The organism is Rhodococcus sp. KRD175 (assembly GCF_017168275.1).
GTDB lineage: Bacteria > Actinomycetota > Actinomycetes > Mycobacteriales > Mycobacteriaceae > Rhodococcoides > Rhodococcoides fascians.
Genome location: NZ_JABFAQ010000025.1, coordinates 73417 through 95296, shown reverse-complemented (window position 1 = coordinate 95296; position 21880 = coordinate 73417). Strand labels below are relative to the sequence as shown.

Genomic DNA, 21880 nt, shown 5'->3' with positions numbered 1-21880 from the left:
CTGAACTATGACTCCTCACCAGTGTTGCCCCGCGCTCGGTCGTGGACGACGCGTCGGCCGATCCGACCGTTCATCGTCCACGACGCGGCGAGCGTTGCAGTTCGCCTCACCTTATCGGGCGGCGGTTCCTATCGACCCGGGCAGACGATGCACCGGAATGTCGACACCGCTCATCTCGGCACCGTCACCGTCGACCGACACGATCGCAACGAGGTCCTCGATGTCCTCGGGTTGCAGTCGATCGACCGCGGCAGCATCTGCTGAGGCAAGGAACGCATGGGTGACCCATTCTGCGGACACGATGTCGGCAGCGTCCTCGGCGGACTCCGCCCGATCGGTCACCAGGGCTGCACCTGCCGTCACGGCGACCACACCGGCCAGAACTGCTGCACCGGAATCGAACCGGGTGGGGACGGCCAGCCGTGAATCGAAGGCCACGGCCCACTCCGCCACTGCGCCCGTCGCCAGTGCAGCGAGTGTTCCGTGGTCGATCGCAATGCCGTTTTCGACCACCACCAACGCTGGGCTGTCGGGTCCCAGAACCGCCGTTCTGTCCGAATACGTGACCGGCCGCCCAGAACTCGCGGCAATGGCGTCGACGACGTCCGGATGCCCGAGGTGGATGGTCGTGACGGACCCGGCCCAGCTCGGCGCGTCGTCACCGTCCAGGACGAGGACGGATGCGCCTGCCCGCTCCAGAACGTCGGAGGAGTTCGACGGGGCGACCGGAGCCACGGCTCCGCCTGCCTTGGCCACCGCCCACTGCGTCACGGCTGCCGCAACAGTGTCGCTGACGAAGACGGCGACGACGACTCCGGTTCGGACGCCACGTTCGATCAGTACCCGAGCCATACGTGAGGACTGCTCGTCGAGCTGACGGTAGGTGGTCTCGACACCGTCCGACGACAATGCGGGCGCGTCGGGATCTGCGTCCACCGTCGAGGTGAGTACCTGCGGCAAGGTCAGGTCCGACCGAACCGGTGCCGCAGTGGAGTCGGCGGTCTGCGGGGTCTCGGTCAGTGCCGCCCGCTCGGCGGCGTCGAGCACGTCGATGTCGCCGACGACGACCGCTGGTGTTGCCGCCACTGCACCGGCGATGCGTGCGAATCGTTCCGCCAGCGACGCGACCGTGGACTCGTCGAACAGATCGGCGGCATACACCCATTCGACGTTCAGGGTTCCGGTGCCGCTGTTCCCGTCGGCGTGCTGGGTCTCCACCGTGACCTGCAGGTCGAATTTCGCCGTCGGCTCGAAGCCGCTGACGGGTTCGACCACCAGGTTCGGCAGCTCGAAGCGCGCCTCGCCGTGGGGCTCCACCGACAGAACCGTCTGGAACAGCGGGGTGTACCCGGCGTTCCGGTCCGGTGCGATGGTGTCGACGACCCGCTCGAACGGGACGTCCGAATTCGCGAAGGCCCGCAGGTCGGTCTCGCGTAGAGCGGTCAGCAGCTCTGCGAACGTCGCATCCGGGTCCACGTCCGTGCGCAGCGCCAACGTGTTGACGAACATGCCCACCAGTCCGTCGAGCGCCTCGTGCCCGCGCCCGGCGATGGGCGTGCCGACGGCGAAGCTGCGGGAGCCGCTCATCCGCGACAACAGCACCCCGAGGACGGCGTGCAACACCATGAACAGGGTCGCGTTGTTCTCGCGCGCGATCGCGGCGAGCCCGGTGTGTACCGACTCGTCCAGCTCGACACTCACACTGGCTCCACGCAGGTTCGCGGTAGCCGCTCGCGGCCGATCCCACGGCAACGACACGACCGGGGTGATCCCGCTGAGCTCGTCCGACCAGAAGGCCAACTGCTGCGACAGAATCGACGTGGGGTCGCTGTCCGAGCCCAACACCTGCCGCTGCCATACCGCAAAGTCCGCGTACTGCACCGTCAGCGGTTCGGGCGTGTAGTCGGTCCCCGACGCGGCAGCGAGGTACGCAGTCATGACGTCACGGGCCAGTGGTGCCATCGATGCGCCGTCTCCGCTGATGTGGTGCATCACGATGACGAAGACGTACTCGTCCGGGCCGAAGCGGAACAGTGCTCCCCGGACCGGGGGTGCGACGGTGACGTCGAAGCCCTCGTAGACGAGTGCGCGAATCCGTTCGGCGGTGTCGGAGTCGTCGGTCGCGTCGATCGGAGTCAGATCGGGTACGACCGATCCGGCGTCGACGAACTCCTGGTACGGCGAACCGTTCGCATCTTCCGGGTAGCGCGTGCGCAGTGCCTCGTGGCGTTCCACGGTGCTGGACACGGCGCTCTGCAGTGCCGCGACATCCAGCTCGCCTCGCAGACGGAGCGCCAGCGGCATGTTGTAGGCCCCCGACTCGGGGTCGAGTCGGTTCAGTACCCACATGCGCTGTTGCGCGAGCGACAACGGAACGGTCTGGCCGGCCGGTCGGCGACGCAGCGGCACACCGTTCGCGTCGTCGATGCGTGATTCGGCGCGCGCGGCGAGTGCCGAGACCGTCGAGGCCTCGAACAGGTCTCGGACGCCGACCTTCTTCCCGAGCGCAGCCGACACCCGTGCCGCCACTCGCGTGGCGATCAGCGAGTTACCACCGAGATCGAAGAAGTCGTTGTCCGATCCGACCCGCTGCACGCCGAGCAGCTCCGCGTAGATCTCCGCCACGATCTCCTCGACCGGCGTTGCGGGAGCTCGGAACTCGCGAACCTCGAACACCGGCTCCGGCAGTGCTTTTCGATCCAGCTTGCCGCTGGTGTTCAGCGGGAATTCCGCGAGCACCATCACCGTCGCCGGCACCATGTACTTCGGCAGCGCGCCGCCGACGAAGGTGCGAACCTCGGCCGGGTCCAGCGTTCTACCCGGCGCAGGCACCACGTATCCGACGAGCTGGTCGCCGGCACCGGTGGTCGCCACCACGGCCGTGGCCTGGTTGACGTCGTGATGGGCCAGCAGTGCGGTCTCGATCTCACCGAGCTCGATCCGCTGGCCACGGAACTTGACCTGGAAGTCGGTGCGCCCGATGTACTCCAGGACTCCTGCAGCGCCCGGCCCCGATCGCCATCGGACGAGGTCTCCGGTGCGATACATGCGCTCGCCGGCAGCCGAGAACGGGTTCGCGACGAAGCGGTCCATCGTCAGGTCGACCCGCCCGAGGTATCCGTCGGCGAGCTGCGTCCCCGCCAGATACAGCTCACCCGCGGTCCCTGCGGCAACCGGATGCAGCCTGCCGTCGAGAACGTAGGCCTGGGTGTTCCATTCCGGCGCACCGATCGGGACGGTCGCGCCCTCGTCGGCAGACGTCTCCCAGTACGTCACACTCACTGCGGCTTCGGTGGGGCCGTACAGGTTGTGGATTCTGGCAGAGGTGATCGCGCGGAAGTCCGTCACCGTCTCCGGCGGCAGTGCCTCACCCACCACGTAGACGTGTCGCAACGACCGGCACTGCTCCTCGGTGGCGTACGCGGCGAACACCGTGAGCATCGACGGCACGAAGTCCGTGACGGTGACGCCGTGCCGGGCGATGCGCTCCGCGACGTACGCCGGGTCGCGGTGGCCGTCGGGGGTCGCGAGAACGACGCTCGCACCGACCTGGAGTGGGAGGAAGAAGCCCCACAGTGACACGTCGAACGTCGTCGCCGTCTTCTGCAGGTAGACGTCGTTCTCGTCGAGCGAGTACTGGTCGATCATCCACGCCATCTCGTTGACGATCGCGCGGTGCGGCACCGCGACGCCCTTGGGTCGCCCGGTCGACCCGGACGTGAAGATGACGTAGGCGGTGTTCTCCGGGCGTACCGGTGCCAGTCGGTCGGCGTCGGCCACGGCGTCTGCCGGGTAGGACGCGAGATCGAGGGTGTCCAGTTCGAGAATCGGGAACCGGTCCGGCAGTCCCGTCCGATCGTGGCTGGTCGAGAGAACGGCGACCGGCACCGCGGTGTCGAGGATGTACTCGATGCGCTCGGCCGGGTGGTCCGGATCGATGGGTACGTATGCGCCGCCGGCTTCGAGGACGGCGTACATGCCGACCATCAGATCGATGCCTCGCCTCATGCCGAGAGCGACGAGTGACTGCGGGCCGACGCCGAGCGAGATCAGGTGTCGGGCAAGACGATTGACCCGCTCCGAGAACTCGGCGTAGGTCACTGCGGTGCCCTCGTAGAGCACGGCCGTGGCGTCCGGGTTCGCCGCAACCCGAGCCCTGAACGGCGCGGTCAGCATGATGCCCGCGTCGACCTCGTGCGCGGTGTCGTTCCAGGTGTCGATCACTCGGGTTCGTTCTTCCGAGCCGAGCAGATCGATATCGCCGACCGCCGTCGTGGTGTCGGAGACGAAGGTTTCGAGAACACCGACGAGCCGGGACAGGATGGACTCGACGTACGTAGCGTCGAACAGATCGCTGATGTACTTGAGCGTGAACGAGATTCGATCCTCGGCCACGACCAACAACGTCAGTGGGTAGTGAGTGTTGTCGTTCGAGCTCACCGACTCGACGGTCATTCCGTCGATCGCTGCCGCTTGCTGCGTCAGTTCGGCTTCGTCCACCGGGTAGGACTCGAAGATGGTGAGGGTGTCGAACAGATTCCCCATTCCGATCGCCCGTTGGATGTCGACGAGTCCCATGTGATGGTGGTCGAGCAGGTCTGCTTGTTCTCCCTGAATCCGGACCAGGTAGTTCTCGACAGTGTCGGCCGGATCGAATCGAACGCGCACCGGGATGGTGTTGATGAACAGGCCGATCATCGACTCGACGCCTGGAAGAGCAGCGGGACGGCCGGAGACCGTGGCACCGAACACGACATCGGTGCGGCCGGTGATGTGTGCGATCAGCAGGCCGTAGGCCGCTTGTACCAGCGTGTTGACGGTGACGCCGAGCCTGCCACCGAGCGCCACGAGCGACGCGGTGGTCTCGGGATCGACGAATCGCTCCGTCTCTGCCGAGCGGGCGGAGATCTCTCGTCCGACACTCGGCGGTGCGACGAACGTCGGCTCCTCGACTCCGGCCAGCGCGGTGGTCCACGCACCGAGAGACACGGCCGGGTCCTGTCGGTTCAGCCATGCCAGGTAGGAGCGATACGAGCGAACCCTCGGCATCGACGAGGTGGAACCACGAGCGGCGTACAGGTACAACAGTTCCTTCATCACCAGCGGCAGAGACCACCCGTCGAGGAGCACGTGATGGTTGGTCATCGCGAGCTTGTAGGTGGTCGGGGTGATTCGCACGAGGACGAAACGCAGCAGCGGTGCAGTGGAGACGTCGAAATGCCGTCGTTGCTCGGCCGCCAGGGCATCGGCGACTGCTGTGCCACGTTCCGGCTCGTCGAGGTGCGACAGGTCCATCGTGGTCCAGGGCAGGAGGACGTCCTGATGGACGATCTGCACCGTCTCACCGTCGGCGGTCGCGGTGAACGAGGTACGCAGATTGTCGTACCGATCCAGCAGCGTCTGGGCAGCGTGATGCAACCGTTCGGCGTCCACCTCGCCGGCCAGGTCGAGTACGACCTGCATGGTGTAGACGTCGATCGACGCGTCGGCGAACAACGCGTGGAACAGCAGTCCTTGCTGCAACGGTGACAGCGACCAGATGTCGGTCAGCTGTGGGTAACGCGCCTCGAACGACGCGATGTCGGCCTGCGACAGCGCCACCAGAGGCACGTCCGACGGGGTCAGGCCACCCGAGCCGGGTACCTCGGCGTACGAGGCCAGCGCCGACAACGCCTCGGACCACAGCCCGGCGAGACGCTCGACCGTGTCCGCGGACACGGCTCCGGTCGGGAACGCGAAGCCGGCGCTCAGGACCCCGCCCTCGTCGGTGTCGAGCACGATGGCGTTGATGTCGACGGTCTTGTTCGCGGCCATGTCGGCGTCACCGGGCGCGGAGAGCTCACCGTCGGCGGCCGGCAACCAGCCGAGCGACTTCATCTCGTCCGGGACCTCGCCGGCGTCGACCCGGCCCAGGTAGTTGAAGCTGATCTGTCCGGTGCCGAGTTCGGCCAGTTCCGCAGCGGTCTCCGAGTTCAGGTAGCGGAGCAGTCCCCAGCCCATGCCTCGATCGGGCAGCGCCAGCATCTGCTCCTTGACTGCCTTCACTGCATCGCCGAGCTGCGACCCTCCCGCGAACGCAGCATCGACGTCGATCCCGGTCAGGTCGAGGCGAGCGGGGAACAGGCTGGTCAGCCAGCCGACGGTCCGTCCCAGATCAGCTCCGGGAACCACCGCTTCCTCGCGGCCGTGGCCTTCGAGCTGCACGAGTGTTGCCGGTGCAGTGATGCCGCGCTCGGACCGCAGTCTCGTGACGGCCAAGGCGAGCCCGGCCAGCAACCCGTCGCCCACTCCGCCGCGGAAGATCTCCGGAACGGTGGTCAGCAACGTGCGCGTGACGTCGGGTGTCAGTTCGATGTTCACCCGTTCGAGCGTCGCCACGACATCGACCGCGGGATCGAAGGGGCGGTTGCCCAGCACCGGGTCCTCGGTGTCGGCGATCGAACGCCACAGCGGCAATTCGGCCAGCCGCGCCTCGCTCGCTGCCGCGTCGACCAGTGCATGGGTCCAACGCCGCATCGAGGTCCCGACCTCGGGGAGGCTCGGGGTCACTCCCCCGGACACCTGAGCCCAGGCGGAGACGAAGTCGGGGACCAGGATTCGCCACGACACTCCGTCGATCACGAGGTGGTGCGCCGCGACGGTCAGCGTGCCCGGCACCTCGGGTCCTCGGTCGACCCAGACGAGGGCGAGCATGCGACCGGCCGTGGGGTCGAGCGTTCCCACCGCATCGTCGAATACTGTTGCAGCCGAATCGGTATTGGCCCGGGTGAGCAGTGCATCCACATCGACGGCTCCGGTGCCCACAACCTCGAGGCCCCAGCCGCGGTCGTCGTGCACCAGGGTGGACCGCAGCACGTCGTGTCGGTCGACCACTGCAGTCACCGTGGCGAGAATCCCGGCTCGGTCGATACCGATCGGCAGCTCCAGTGTGACGGCCTGATGGAAGCGTGACCACCCGCCGCCGCGCTCGATCATCGCTACACCGAACGGGGGCAGCGGCATCCAACCGACACCGCCGCCGTCGAGTTCCTCGAGCACGACCGCGTCGCTGCCCTCACCGACGATCACGGCGACCTCGGCGAGACCGGCAACGGTCTTGCGCTCGAACACATCTCGCGGCCCGAACTGAATTCCCCTGGCCTTGGCGCGAGAGACGAGCTGAATCGAGACGATGCTGTCGCCGCCGAGCGCGAAGAACGAATCGTCGACCCCGACGGCGTCGAGGCCGAGGACGTCTGCGAAGACCTCGGCAATGATGCGTTCGGTGTCGGTTGTCGCGGTGCGGAATTCGGCATCGCTGCCGAATTCCGGTTCGGGTAGTGCTCTGCGGTCCAGCTTGCCGTTCGGCCCGAGTGGCAGGGCATCGAGCACGATGAGCCCGGCCGGAACCATGTATTCCGGAACCAGGGTCGCAACCGAGGCGGTGACCGCTGTGGTGTCGATCGTCTCCCCGGCGACAGGAACGACGTAGCCGACCAGTAGTTCACCTGCCGACGGCGTCCGGCGCACGAGAACGACGGCTTGGTCGACCGACGGATCTGCAGTCAGCGCAGCTTCGATCTCGCCGAGCTCGATCCGCAGGCCTCGGAGTTTGACCTGGAAGTCGGTGCGGCCGAGGTACTCGAGTTCACCGTCGCGCCTCCACCGCACCAGGTCTCCGGTGCGGTACATCCGCGAGCCGGCACTGCCGTGCGGGTCGGCGACGAACCGGTCGGCGGTCAGGTCCGGGCGGCCGAGGTATCCGCGGGCCAGTTGACGCCCCGCAAGATACAGCTCCCCGGGCACCCCGACGGGCACGGGGTGCAGTCGCGCATCGAGCACGGTCACCCTCGTGTTCCACACCGGTGCACCGATGGGAACCGACACGGTGTCCGACGGCAGGACATGGTGATACGTGACGTCGACAGCGGCCTCGGTCGGCCCGTAGAGGTTGTGCAGCTCGGTGGCGGGCAGTGCAGTGCGCAGGGCCGAGGCAACCGATGCAGGCAGTGCCTCACCGGAGGCGAACACCGCACGCAGGCCGGTGCAGTTCGACACACCGTCCGCAGCGGCGAACACGGCCAGCAACGACGGCACGAAGTGCGCGACCGTGACGCCGCGTTCGGCGACGGTGCTCACCAGATATGCCGGATCTCGGTGGCCGTCGGGCACCGCGATGACTAGTTCGGCACCGATCTGCAACGGCCAGAACAGCTCCCACACCGACACGTCGAACGTGACCGGCGTCTTCTGCAACACCTTGTCCTGCTCGGCGAGACGGTATTCGGCCTGCATCCACAGCAGACGGTTGACGATGGCCTCGTGGCTGACCGCAACGCCTTTGGGGCGACCGGTGGAGCCGGAGGTGAAGATGACGTACGCGGTGTCCGCCGGTCGCAGCGGTGCGGTTCGCTCGGCATCGGTCACCGGTGCCGTGGACAGACCTGTCGTGTCGACGGTGTCGACCAGGATTCTGGCGGCGTCGGTCACGAGATCTGTACCGTCGCGCTCGGTCGTGAGCAGCACCACGGGTGCCGCCGTGTCCAGGATGTAGCCGATTCGTTCGGCCGGTAGATCCGGGTCGACCGGAACGTAGGCACCACCGGCGGCGAGCACGGCGTAGATACCCGCCAGCATGTCGATGGAGCGGCGCATGGCCGTCGCCACCACGGTTTCCGGGCCGACTCCCTCGGCGATGAGCAGACGCGCGAGCGCGTTGACCCGCTCGGAGAATTCGCGGTACGTCACCCGATCGTCGAGGAAGCTCGTGGCGGTGTTGTCCGGGGACTCGGCAACTCGGGACTCGAACAGCGACACCAGAGTTGCACCGGGATCCACCTCGTGCGCGGTGGCGTTCCAGTCCTCGAGGACGCGGGTACGTTCGCCTTCCTCGAGGATGTCGATGTCGCCGACGACTCCGTCCGGTGCGTCGGTCAGCGCGTGCAGTACCCGGACGAGCCGTCGCCCGAGGGAGGCCATGCTGGATTCTTCGAATAGATCTGTGGCGTAGTCGAACTGCACGTCGATTCCGGCGGGAGCACCGCGGTCGTCCGTGTTCTCCCAGAGCGTCACCTGCAGGTCGAATTTCGCGAACGCGCTACCCAGATCGATGCCCTCGACACTCAACCCCGGCAGGGCCAACGTCTGGCGGTTCAGGTTCTGGAACGTCAGCATGACCTGGAAGATCGGGTGGCGAGCCTGTGATCGGTCCGGGGCCAGCTCGTCGACGAGCCGCTCGAACGGCACGTCGGCGTGCCCGAAGGCTCCGAGGTCGGCCTCGCGAACTGCGGCGAGTTGCTCGCGCAACGTTGCCGCGGGGTGCACCGCGGTACGCAGGGCGAGCGTGTTGACGAACATGCCGACGAGCTCGTCCAGATCGGCGTCACCGCGGCCGGCGACCGGGGTTCCGATCGTCACGTCGTCGGTACCCGCCATCGCGCCGAGGAGCACCGCGAGCGCGGTGTGGACCACCATGAAGTTCGTGGCGTTGTTGGCGCGGGCAGCGCGGGCGATGTTCGACTGCAGAGCCTCGTCGATCGAGAAGTTGTATGCCGCACCGCGATACGACGCCACCGCCGGACGCGGCCGGTCGGTCGCGAGGTCGAGCTGTGCCGGGGCACCGGCCAGAGCCGTCGTCCAGTAAGCGAGCTGCTTCGCCAACGGCGAATCCGGGTCGTCCTCGGAACCGAGTACCTCGCGTTGCCACAACGCGTAGTCCGCGTACTGCACCGGGAGTGGTGCCCACTGCGGGTTCTCCCCCGCGGCACGGGCGGTGTAGGCCACCATGACGTCGCGCGTCAGGGGTCCCATCGAGAACCCGTCCGCGGCGATGTGGTGGGCGACGAAGGCCAGTACGTGCTCGGTCTCGCTGACCCGCAGGATCCGGATTCGGACCGGAACAGCTCGGGTCACGTCGAATCCCGCGGACACGAAGTCGCGCAGGGCCTGCTCGATCGAACTCTCGTCGACGTCGTCGACGACAACCGTCACGCCGGCCTCCGCGGTACCGAGTACCACCTGATGGCCTCGTCCGTCGACCTCCGGGTACACGGTGCGCAGAATTTCGTGCCGTGCCAGCACGTCGTGCACGGCGTTGGTGAGTGCATCGACATCGATGCTGCCGGACAACCGAATTGCGACCGGGATGTTGTTCACGGCGGAGGTCGGATCGAATTGGCTCAAGAACCACATGCGCTGCTGAGCCATCGACAGCGGCACCGAGTCCGGTCGTGTTCGAGCCGTCAGTGCCCGGCGCGCACCGGTACCCACCTCGGACTCGATCGAATTTGCGAGCGACTGCACCGTCGGAGACTCGAAGATCGAGCGGACAGGTACCTGAGTATCGAGCGCTGCCCCCAGCCGGGAGACCACCTGAGTGGCGATGAGCGAGTTACCGCCGAGCGCAAAGAAGTCGTCGTCCAGACCCACGCGCTCCACAGCGAGTACCTCGGCGAAGACCGCCGCGACGGCCTCTTCCACCGGATTGGTCGGCGCGCGGAATTCGGCTGTCTCGAACTGCGGTTCGGGGAGCGCCTGTCGATCCAGCTTTCCGTTGACGCCTCGAGGAAGAGCCTCGAGCACGACGAAGGCCGCCGGGATCATGTACGACGGCAGACGTTCGGCGAGTGCACGACGGATGCCGTCCTGATCCAGCGTCACCCCATCGGCGGGCACGAGGTAGGCCGCGAGCCGCGCGCCTGATCCCGTGTCCGCGAGAGCGATCACGGCGACGTCGCGAATCTCGTCGAGCGATCCGAGAGCGGCATCGATGTCGCCGAGCTCGATACGGAAACCGCGAATCTTCACCTGGAAGTCGGTGCGCCCGACGTACTCCAATTCGCCGTCGGCGCGCCAGGATACGAGGTCACCGGTGCGGTACAGGCGGCCGCCGGGGGTGAACGGGTCCGCGACGAATCGATCGGCGCTCAGATCCGGCCGCGCGAAGTACCCGTCGGCCAGCTGCGCCCCCGCGAGGTAGAGCTCACCTGCGACGCCGACCGGAACGGGAGCCAGACGCGAATCCAGCACGTAGACACGGGTGTTCCACTCCGGGCCACCGATCGGAACCGTGGTGCCGTCGACGGTCGTCACCCGATGCGAAGTCACCGAGACCGCGGCCTCGGTCGGTCCGTACAGGTTGTCCAGTCGCGCAGCAGAACTGCGCAGCGCGCGCTCGGCCGTGGCGACCGGCAGCGCTTCGCCGATCGCCAGGATCCGCGTCAGTTGTTCGGGCAGGGTGCCCGCCGACGCCGTGACCAGCGCGTCGAGCACGGACGGCACGGTGTGCAGTGTCGTCACCGATTCCCGGTTCATCAGCTCGACGAGGTAGGCGGGATCGCGGTGACCCTCGGCGTCGGCCACGACGATCGCACCACCGGAGACGGTGGCGACCCAGAACTCCCACACGGACAGGTCGAAGGTGGCCGCGGTCTTGAGCAGTACTCGGTCGGTGCTGCCCAGTCCGTAATGGGCGCTCTGCCACAGCAATTGGTTGACGATGGCGGCATGACTCACCGCGACACCCTTGGGGCGGCCGGTGGATCCGGACGTGAAGATGACGTACGCGGTGTTCGCAGGCCGCAGCGGCGAGGTGCGCTCACTGTCGGTGACGGGCGCGTCCGAGACCTCTGCGTCGAGCACTCGCGGATCGGTGTCGACCAACAGCACCGGAACCGAGTCGACATCGACACCGTCCCGCGCAGTACTCAGGACCAGAGCGGGAGCAGCTACCTCCAGGATGTAGGCATTGCGGTCCGCCGGCTGATCCGGATCGATGGGCACGTACGCCCCGCCCGCCTTGGCGACGGCATACATCGCGACGAGCAGATCCACCGAGCGCCTGATAGCCAGAGCAACCGTCACCTGCGGGCCGACACCGGCACCGATCAGGACGCGGGCCAACCGGTTGATTCGACGATCGAACTCGCCGTACGACAGTGACTGACCGGCATGGACCACCGCGACCGCGTCGGGCTGCGCCTGCACCTGTCGATCGAACAGCGATACCAGCGACTGCGACGCATCGACATCGTGATCGGTGTCGTTCCACGTGCGGACGATCCGGGTGCGTTCCTCGGGCGAGAGCAGCTCGAGATCGCCGACGACGGCCGACGGGTCCGCGGCCACGGCAGCGAGGAGGCGAACGAACCGGTCGGCAAAACCTTCGACCGTCGCGCGATCGAAAAGATCGGTGGCATAACTGAATTCGGCCGACAGTTCCGCGGGCGAGCCGTCCGGGGCGTAGCGATCCGAGATCGACAGTTGCAGATCGGTTTTCGCGGTCACCGCATCCGCCTCGACGGCACTCACCGTCAGACCCGGCAGCTCGAACGTCGACTCGGCAAGGTTCTGGAAGGACAGGCCTACCTGGAACAACGGGTTGCGTGCCGTCGACCGCACCGGGTTCAGCACCTCCACGAGACGCTCGAACGGAACGTCGGAGTGCGCGAACGCGGCCAGGTCCCGCTCTCGGGCCTGAGCGAGCAACTGGCGGAAGGTCATCGACGATTCGACCGACGACCGGAAGACCAGGGTGTTGACGAACATACCGATCATCGAGTCCAGAGCCCGCTCACCGCGGCCGGCGATGGGCGTTCCGACCGCGATGTCCTCGGAACCGGACAGGCGTGCGAGCAACACCGCGAATGCCGAGTGCACCACCATGAACAACGTTGCCTGCTCGGTACGTCCGAGTTCGGCGAGAGCAGCGTGCGTGCCGGCGTCGACGGTGAACCGTACGGCATCGCCGCGGAAACTCTGCGCAGGCGGGCGCGGGCGATCGGTGGGCAGCACCAGCTGATCCGGCAGCTCGGCGAGCGTGTCCTTCCAGAACGACACCTGCTGCGCCGCAACCGAATCGGGATCCGACTCGGTACCGAGCACGGTTCGCTGCCACAGCGCGAAATCGACGTACTGCACATCGAGTGGCTCCCAGTCCGGAGCCGTCCCTGCAGATCTCGCGGTGTATGCGGTCATGACGTCGACGGCCAGCGGGCCCATCGACGCGCCGTCGGCCGACACGTGGTGGACGACGAAAGCCAGGACGTGCTCGTTCTCGTCGACGCGGAACACGCGCGCGTCGACCGGTACCTCGACGGTGACGTCGAAGCCACGCGTGAAGAATTCGGTCACGGCGGTGACGACGTTCGCACCGGCCACGTCTCGGACGGCGAGGTCCATCGGTACCTCGGACGCCGACAACACCTGCTGGAACGGGCCCTGTGCCGAGTCCGGGTACCGGGTACGAAGAGACTCGTGGCGCTCGACGACATCGCGCACCGCCGACTGCAGCGCAGCGACGTCGAGCTCACCCGACAACCGCACGGCGAACGGAATGTTGTCCACCGACGACGTCGTGTCGAACTGGTTGAGGAACCAGTACCGCTGCTGCGCAGGCGAGAGCGGCGGGTGCTCGGGACGCGGACCCGCCACGAGTGCAGCTCGTCCCCCCGAACCGACAGCGCTCTCCACGTGCGCCACCAGTGCGGCCACGGTCGAGCTCTCGAACAGCGCCCGCACCGGGACCACCGTGTCCAGTGCCGCGCCGAGCCGCGAGACCACCTGGGTGGCGATCAACGAGTTACCGCCCAGGGCGAAGAAGTCGTCGTCCAGTCCCACTCGCTCGAGGTGCAGGACGTCGGCGAACACTCCGGCGACGATCTCTTCGACCGCGGTGGTGGGTGCGCGGAATTCCCGGGCCTCGAACACGGGCGCGGGAAGCGCGGCGCGATCCAACTTGCCCACCGGGGTCAGTGGAACGGTGTCGAGAACGATGATCGACGACGGGATCATATAGGCGGGCAATGATTTTCCGACGAAGGCGGTCAGCTCGTCGACGTCGACGACCGAACCACGCGCCGGCAACACGTAGGACACGAGAGTGGTGACACCCGAGGGCAGTTCGTGTCCGAGTGTGACGGCGAAGTCGACCTCGGGAACAGCGGTGAGCGCGGAGTCGATCTCGCCGAGCTCGATACGGAACCCGCGCACCTTGACCTGGAAGTCGGTGCGGCCGACGAACTGCAGCTGCAGGTCGTCCGTCCATCGCACGACGTCGCCGGTGCGGTACATCCGTGCGCCGTCGATGCCGTACGGGTTGGCCACGAAGCGCTCGGAGGACAGACCGGGCCTGCCGAGATAGCCGCGAGCGAGCGCACCGCCCGACAGATACAGGTCACCTGCGACACCGGTCGGGACCGGTTCGAGTCGGGAATCGAGGATGAGCACGGACATGCCGTGAATCGGTCGACCGATGGTGATCGGCCCACCCGGCGTCAACTCGGCGAAGCTGGAGATGATCGTGGTCTCGGTCGGTCCGTACCCGTTGAAGTACTTCCGGTCCCCTGCCCATCGGGCCAGCAGTTCGGGAGTGGTCACGTCGCCGCCCACCGAGAGGACCTCGAGCGAATCGATCCCGTAGGGATCCATCGTGCCGAGTACCGCAGGCGTGATGATCGTATGAGTGACCCTCTCCGCCTTCAGCAGTTCGGCCAATTCGGTGCCGCCGAGAATCGAGGCCGGTACGACGACCAACGTCGCACCGACGGAGAACGCCGCCATCCACTCCAGAACCGACGGATCGAAGTTGGGCGAGCAGACGTGCAGGAACCTCGAGGCCGGTTTCAGGTGATAGAGATCGGTTGCTGCGTCGAGGACGCCGCCGAGTCCGGCGTGCGTGACGACGACGCCCTTCGGCTTGCCGGTCGAGCCCGAGGTGTAGATGACGTAGGCCGGGTTCTGGAACGTGACGGGTCGCAGGCGGTCCGCGTCGGTGACCGGCTCGGCCGAGCGGGTGCGGACCTCGGCCACGAACTCCTCGTCGTCGACGCTCAGCCAGGTCAGGTCCTGCTGTCCGCCGGGGAGCCGAGCCGAGTGCGCCCGGGTGGTCAGGCCCAGTACGGCCTCGGAGTCCGAGACCATGTGGGCGATGCGATCCTGCGGATACGTCGGGTCGACGGGTAGGTGCGCGGCCCCCGATTTCGCCACTGCCCAGACCGCGAGCACCATGAAGTAGGAGCGTTGGAACCCCAGAGCCACAACGGATTCGGGGCCGGCCCCGCGCTCGATGAGCACCCGGGCGAGCTGCGAGGACGTCGCATCGAGTTCGGCGTACGAGATCGAGCGGCCCTCGTAGCGAATCGCGGTCGCCGACGGGTCGAGTGCGGCTCCGGCAGCGAAGATCTCGGCCAGAGTGCCGCCGGCCAACACGTCGTCACCGTGGACGTGGGTGAGCCGGTCGTATTCGTCGTCGTAGAGGATGGACAGATCGCCCACCGGGGTGTTCGGTGTCGCCACGATCGCTTCGAGCAGCCAGCGGAAACGACGCGAGAACACCTCGATCGTGTTCTCGTCGAACAGGTCTCGCGCGTAGAGGAAACCGGCGGACAGACCGGTGCCGTCGGACTTCTCGTGCAGCGTCAGCGACAGGTCGAACTTGGCGGTGTCGACCTCGACGTCGACCGCCGAGACCGTCAGATCGGGTAGGTGGAATTCGCTCGGCGGCAGGTTCTCGAACGCGATCGCGACCTGGAACAGCGGGTGCCTGGCCGTCGTGCGCTCGGGTTCGAGCAGATCGACGAGCCGCTCGAAGGGGATGTCCGCGTGTGCGAATGCATCGAGGTCGACGTCCCGGACGTGGCCGAGGAGGTCGGTGAATCCCTTGCTTCGATCGACCGAGGTGCGGAGCACCAGGGTGTTGACGAACATACCGATGACGTCGTCCAGGACGGCCTCGCCGCGGCCTGCGACGGCGGTACCCACCGCAACGTCGTCCGAGGTGGACATGCGAGCCAGGAACAGCGCGAGTGCGCCGTGGAGCACCATGAACAGGGTGGTTCCGGTCGACCGGGCCAGATCGTCGAGCGAGGCACGCAGATCCGCATCGATGTCGAACTGGAACCGCCCGCCCGAGTACGACTGCACCGCAGGACGCGGCCGGTCGTACGGCAGGGTCAGCTCACTGGGCAGGTCCGCAAGGGCCGAACGCCAGTAGTCCGCCTGTGCTGCCATCAAGCTGCTCGGATCCGCGTCGTCGCCGAGCACGGCGCGCTGCCACAGCGCGAAGTCCGCGTACTGCACCGCCAGCGGCGTCCACTGCGGAGCGTCGCCGGCCACACGAGCGAGGTAAGCCGTCATCACGTCGCGGGTCAGCGGTCCCATGGACCACCCGTCTGCGCTGATGTGATGAACCACGACGACCAGCACGTACTCGTCGTCGGTGACCTGGAACAGTTTCGCGCGCAGGGGAATCGACTGGGTGACGTCGAATCCTTCGGAGGCGAAAGCGATCAGGTCGGCCACCGCACCGTCGGCGGACGGTGTGGTGGGTGTCAGGTCCGGTGCCACCGATTCGGCAGGCAGGATCACCTGATGCCCCGCTCCGTCCACACTCGGGTAGACGGTGCGGAGTGCCTCGTGCCGGTCGAGAACGTCGACGACCGCTGCGTTCAGGGCCGCAGTGTCGAGTGCTCCGGTGAGCCGGATCGCCACGGGGATGTTGTTGACCGCCGATTCGGGCTCGAATCGGTTGAGGAACCACATCCGCTGCTGGGCGAGAGAGAGCGGAATCCGTTCGGGGCGTTCCTGCGGCACCAGAGGCGCGGAGACTCCGTGGCCGACGTGGCTTTCCAACGCAGCAGCCAAGGCTGCCACCGTGCCTGCCTCGAACATCGTTCGGACGGGCACCGTCGTGCCCAGCTCGGCACCGAGTCGTGCGGCGACCTGAGTGGCGACGAGCGAATTGCCGCCGAGCGCGAAGAAGTCGTCGTCCACACCGACTCGGTCGAGTCCGAGGACCGCGCCGAACACGTTCGCGACGATCTCTTCGACCGGATCGGACGGTGCTCGGTAGGGCGTTGCCTCGAATTCCGGATCGGGCAGCGCTTTTCGATCGAGCTTGCCACTTCCGCCGAGCGGGAACTCGGCCAATTCCACGACGGTGGTCGGCACCATGTACTCGGCCAGACGTCCACGTAGCGCGGTGCGTACCCGGTCCACATCGACCGGGCCTTCGGTGGGGACGACGTAGGCAACCAGTTGTTCCCGTCGCACGAGCACCACGGCCTGAGCGATCTCGGGAAGATCCAACAGAGCCGATTCGATTTCGCCGAGTTCGATACGGAGACCACGCAACTTCACCTGGAAGTCGGACCGCCCCACGTACTCCAACTCACCGGCGGGCAGCCACCGCACCACGTCGCCGGTTCGGTACATCCGCGCACCGTCGACCGCGAACGGATCGGCAACGAAGCGATCCGCGGTCAGATCGGGTCGGCTCACGTATCCCCTGGCGAGCTGGACACCCGAGAGATAGAGCTCTCCCGACACCCCGACCGGAACCGGCCGCAACGACGAATCCAGAACGCGCACATCGGTGTTCCACACCGGTGAACCGATCGGCACCACGGCTGTGTCCGCGTCGGAGACCGCGTGATAGGTCACGTCGACAGCAGCTTCGGTCGGGCCGTACAGGTTGTGCACCGACACCTGTGGGAGCGCGCGGCGCAGCGAATGTGCAGTAGCAGGCGCAAGCGCCTCCCCCGAGGCGAACACCGTGCGCAGCGACGCTCCCGCGTCGGGCCTACGCAGCGCCTCCGGTGTGAACACCGACATCATCGACGGCACGAAGTGCACTACCGAGACATGTTCGCGTGCAATGACATCGAGCAGGTACGACGGATCCCGATGACCCTCGGGAACCGCGACGACCACCGATGCGCCGACCTGGAAGGCCCAGAAGAACTCCCACACCGACACGTCGAACGTAGCCGGTGTCTTCTGCAACACCACGTCCTGCGGACCGAGGGGGTACTCGTGCTGCATCCACGACAACCGGTTGACGATCGCCGCGTGCGATACGCCGACGCCCTTCGGCCGACCCGTCGACCCCGAGGTGAAGATGACGTATGCGAGGTTCTCTGCCCGCAGCGGTGCCGTCCGCTCCGCATCGGTCACCGGCGCCGACGAGAATTCCGACACGTCCACGGTATCGATGTCCACCGTCTCCACGCCGGGGAACTCGACGTGATCTCGGGTGCTCGAGAGCACCCGTACCGGCGAGGCCGTGCTCACGATGTACTCGTTGCGCTCCGACGGCTGAGCCGGATCGATGGGTACGTACGCAGCACCGGCCTTGACGATCGCGTACATACCGACGAACAACTCGATACTGCGGCCGACTGCGAGGCCGACCGTCGAATCGGTCCCGACACCCACCGACAACAGGTACCGCGCCAGGCGGTTCGCGCGCGCATCGAGCTCGGCGTACGTCAGCCGAACGTCCTCGAACACCAGGGCCTGCGCGTCGGGGGTCTGCTCGACGCGACCATCGAACTGCCCTACCAACGTTGTTCCGCTGGTGATCTCGTGCGCCGGTCCCGAACCGAACGTCAGCACCGACTCCCGCTCGACCGAGTCGAGCAGGTCGATCTCTCCGACGGCTGCGGCGGGCGCTGCGGTGATCGCACGAAGAACCCGAACGAACCGCTCTCCGAATCGAGCCATCGTCGATTTGTCGAAGAGGTCCGCAGCATAGGTCAGGGCGACGGTCAGGCCCGCGGGCTCGGAGCCGGCCGGTGCCGAATCCCACAGCGTCACTTGCAGATCGAACTTCGCCAGGTCTGCCTCGTAGTCGACCGCTGCGATGGTCAGGCCGGGGAGCTCGACCGAGGTTCGATCCAGGTTCTGGAACGTCAACATGACCTGGAACAGCGGGTGGCGTGCCTGCGAGCGCGCCGGGGCCAACACGTCCACCAGACGCTCGAAGGGCACGTCGGCGTGCGAGAACGCAGCGAGGTCCACCTCCCGGATCTCGCGCACCAGATCGTCGAACGACGTCCGTGAATCGACTTCGGTGCGCAGCACCAGTGTGTTGACGAACATGCCGACCACGTCGTCGAGGGCCGCGTCTCCACGGCCGGCGACCGGCGTACCGATACTGATGTCGTCGGCGGCCGCGAGCTTGGCCAACAGCACGGCCAGCGCGGCGTGCACGACCATGAATGTCGTTGCGTTGTGGTCTCTTCCGAGCTTCTCCAGCGCGCGGACCAGTTCGGCGTCGATCTCGAACGTGTGCGTGCCGCCGTTGGTCGTGGCGACCGCCGGGCGGGGACGGTCGGTGGGTAGCTCCAACTGGTCGGGTGCGCCGCCGAGTCGGTGCCGCCAGTAGTTCTCCTGCGCCGAGATCAGAGATTCCGGATCGTCCTCGCTGCCGAGGACGGCCCTCTGCCACAGCGTGAAGTCGGCGTACTGCACCTCCAGCGGAGTCCACTGTGGTTGCTGCCCGTTGGTGCGCGCCACGTATGCGGCCACCACGTCTCGGGTCAGCGGGCCCATCGAGAATCCGTCGGCCGCGATGTGGTGCACCACGAACGCGAGCACGTGCTCGGTCTCGGCCGTCTCGAGAAGCACCGCCCGGAAGGGCAGCTGTACCGCCAGATCGAAGGGCCTGAGCGCGAACTCGAGCAGCACGGCGGGAACGTCGGCATCGGTTGCCGTCGCGCGCTCCAATTCCACTGCCACCGAATCGGATTCGAGTACTTGTTGGAAGCCGATGCCGTCGTGATCGGGGTAGACCGTCCGCAGCGACTCGTGCCGGTCCAACACGTCGATCAAGGCCGCCTGCAGGGCGGTGAAATCGAGTTCGCCGCTCAACGCGATGGCGACCGGGATGTTGTTGACAGCCGAGTCCGGCTCGAATCGGTTGAGGAACCACATCCGTTGCTGGGCCAGCGACAGTGGCACACGTTCGGGCCGCTGCTGCGCCACCAACGGAGGTCGCGCGTGCGTCGAGCCTGCGGCATCGACGGCCGCGGCGAGTTCGGCGACGGTCGGTGCGTCGAAGAACGACCGCACATCCACTGCTGTGCCCAGTTCCGCGTTGACTCGCGCGATCACGCGGGTCGCGTTGAGCGAGTTTCCGCCGAGGACGAAGAAGTCATCGTCCACGCCGATACGGTCCATCCCGAGCACCGTCTCGAAAATTGCCACCAGGGCCGTCTCGGTGTCGGTGCCCGGGGCTCGGTATTCGCGTACGAGCGAGGCGAAATCGGGCGCAGGCAAGGCTTTTCGGTCCAGCTTGCCGCTGGCGTTCAGCGGGAATTCGTCCAGCACGACGAACACCGACGGCACCATGTACTCGGGCATGCGCCGGCGCACCGCATCCGCAAGGCCGTCGTGATCGATATCGGGCTCGGTGCTCACGACATAGCCGACGAGCTGCTCGCCCAACTGCGCCTGCGAGTGGTCGGCGTGAACGAGCACCGCAGCCTGGGTCACCTGCGGCTCGGCGAGCAGGGCTTGCTCGATCTCGCCGAGTTCGATACGAAGGCCACGCAGTTTGACCTGGAAGTCGGTGCGGCCGATGTACTCGATCTGGCCGTCGGCGCGTCGTCGCACCAGGTCGCCGGTGCGGTACATCCGGCCCCCCGGCTCACCGAACGGGTCGGCGACGAATCGATCGGACGTCAGGTCCGTGCGTCCGAGGTATCCGCGAGCGAGCTGCACGCCCGCGAGATAGAGCTCTCCCTCGACTCCCCGGGGTGAGCGCCGCAGACCCTCGTCGAGCACGTAGAGGTCGGTGTCGTCGACGGCAGCGCCGATCGGTACCGAGCCGTCCTCCACCTGCTGGGTTCGGTAGTACGTGACGTCGACGGCTGCTTCGGTGGGACCGTACAGGTTGTGCAACTCGGCACCGGAGATCGCGTGGAACGCGTTGACGGTTCGCGCCGGCAGCGCCTCACCGGAGGCGAACACCATGCGAAGCGAATCGGCCTGTGCTGCGGTGGGTTCGGCAACGTAGACCGACAGCATCGACGGTACGAAGTGGGTCACTGTCACGCCGTGTTCAGCGATGACGCGGGCGAGATAGGCGGGGTCGCGGTGCCCGTCGGGCTCGGCGATCACCAGTGTCGCGCCGATCTGCAACGGCCAGAAGAACTCCCAGACCGACACGTCGAACGTGAACGGCGTCTTCTGCACGACGACGTCGGCCGGGGTCATCGTGTATTCCCGCTGCCGCCAGGAAATATTGGCGACGATCGCGCGGTGGCCCACCGCCACGCCCTTCGGACGCCCGGTCGAACCGGACGTGAAGATGACGTACGCGAGGTCGTCTTCGCCGAGGGTGCCGAGCCGGTCCGCATCGATGATGCGCCCTGCAGTCACGCCGGAGACGTCGACGGCATCGACGAGCAGAGTCTGCGTGCCGTCCGGCAACTGCGGCAGGTCCTCCGATGTCGTGAGCACCAGAACCGGTCGCGCGGTATCGAGGACGTAGGCGAGTCGGTCCACCGGGTGCTCGGGGTCCAACGGAACGTAGGCACCACCGGCTGCCGAGATGGCGTACATACCCACCAGCAGATCGAACGAGCGGCGGATCGACAGCCCCACCGTCGAATCCGGGCCGACTCCCCGCTCGATCAGAACCCGGGCGAGGCGTTCGACCGACTCTGCGAACTCGGAATAGGACCGACTCTCGCCGCCGAATACGAGCGCGGGCGCGTCCGGTGTGCGCTCGGCCTGATCGGCGAACAGGGTGTAGAGGGTGGTTGCCTCGGGTTCGGCCGGGCTCGACGCCGAGTCGTCGTCACCGAGAACCGTCGCGGCATCGGAGACCACCGACGAGACCACGGCGTCGAGACCACCGTCGGTGGCCTCGATGAGGCCGGGAACGGTGTTGGACAGCACGACCGGGACCAGCGCGTCCGGGCCGAGAACCCCACCCATGGCCGTGTCGAGGGTGGTGATCTCCTCGTCCAACCGGGCGTAGGTCAACTCCGTGCCGAGGTGCGCGAGCGCCACGCGGTCCGGTTCGACCGCAGCGACGCTCCGAACCAAGCGCGGAAGGTCCTCGACCGTCAATGCTGCCTCGCGTCGACGTCCAACCGCCATCTAACTTTTCCTC

General features: G+C 66.9%; 1 protein-coding gene. It reads right to left on the bottom strand.

What is annotated here, in order from left to right:
* Positions 1-111 precede the first annotated feature (111 nt).
* Positions 112-21867, bottom strand: a complete 21756-nt coding sequence (locus J1M81_RS24145) for a non-ribosomal peptide synthase/polyketide synthase (RefSeq protein WP_206499000.1) — start codon at positions 21865-21867, stop codon at positions 112-114.
* Positions 21868-21880: the final 13 nt, after the last annotated feature.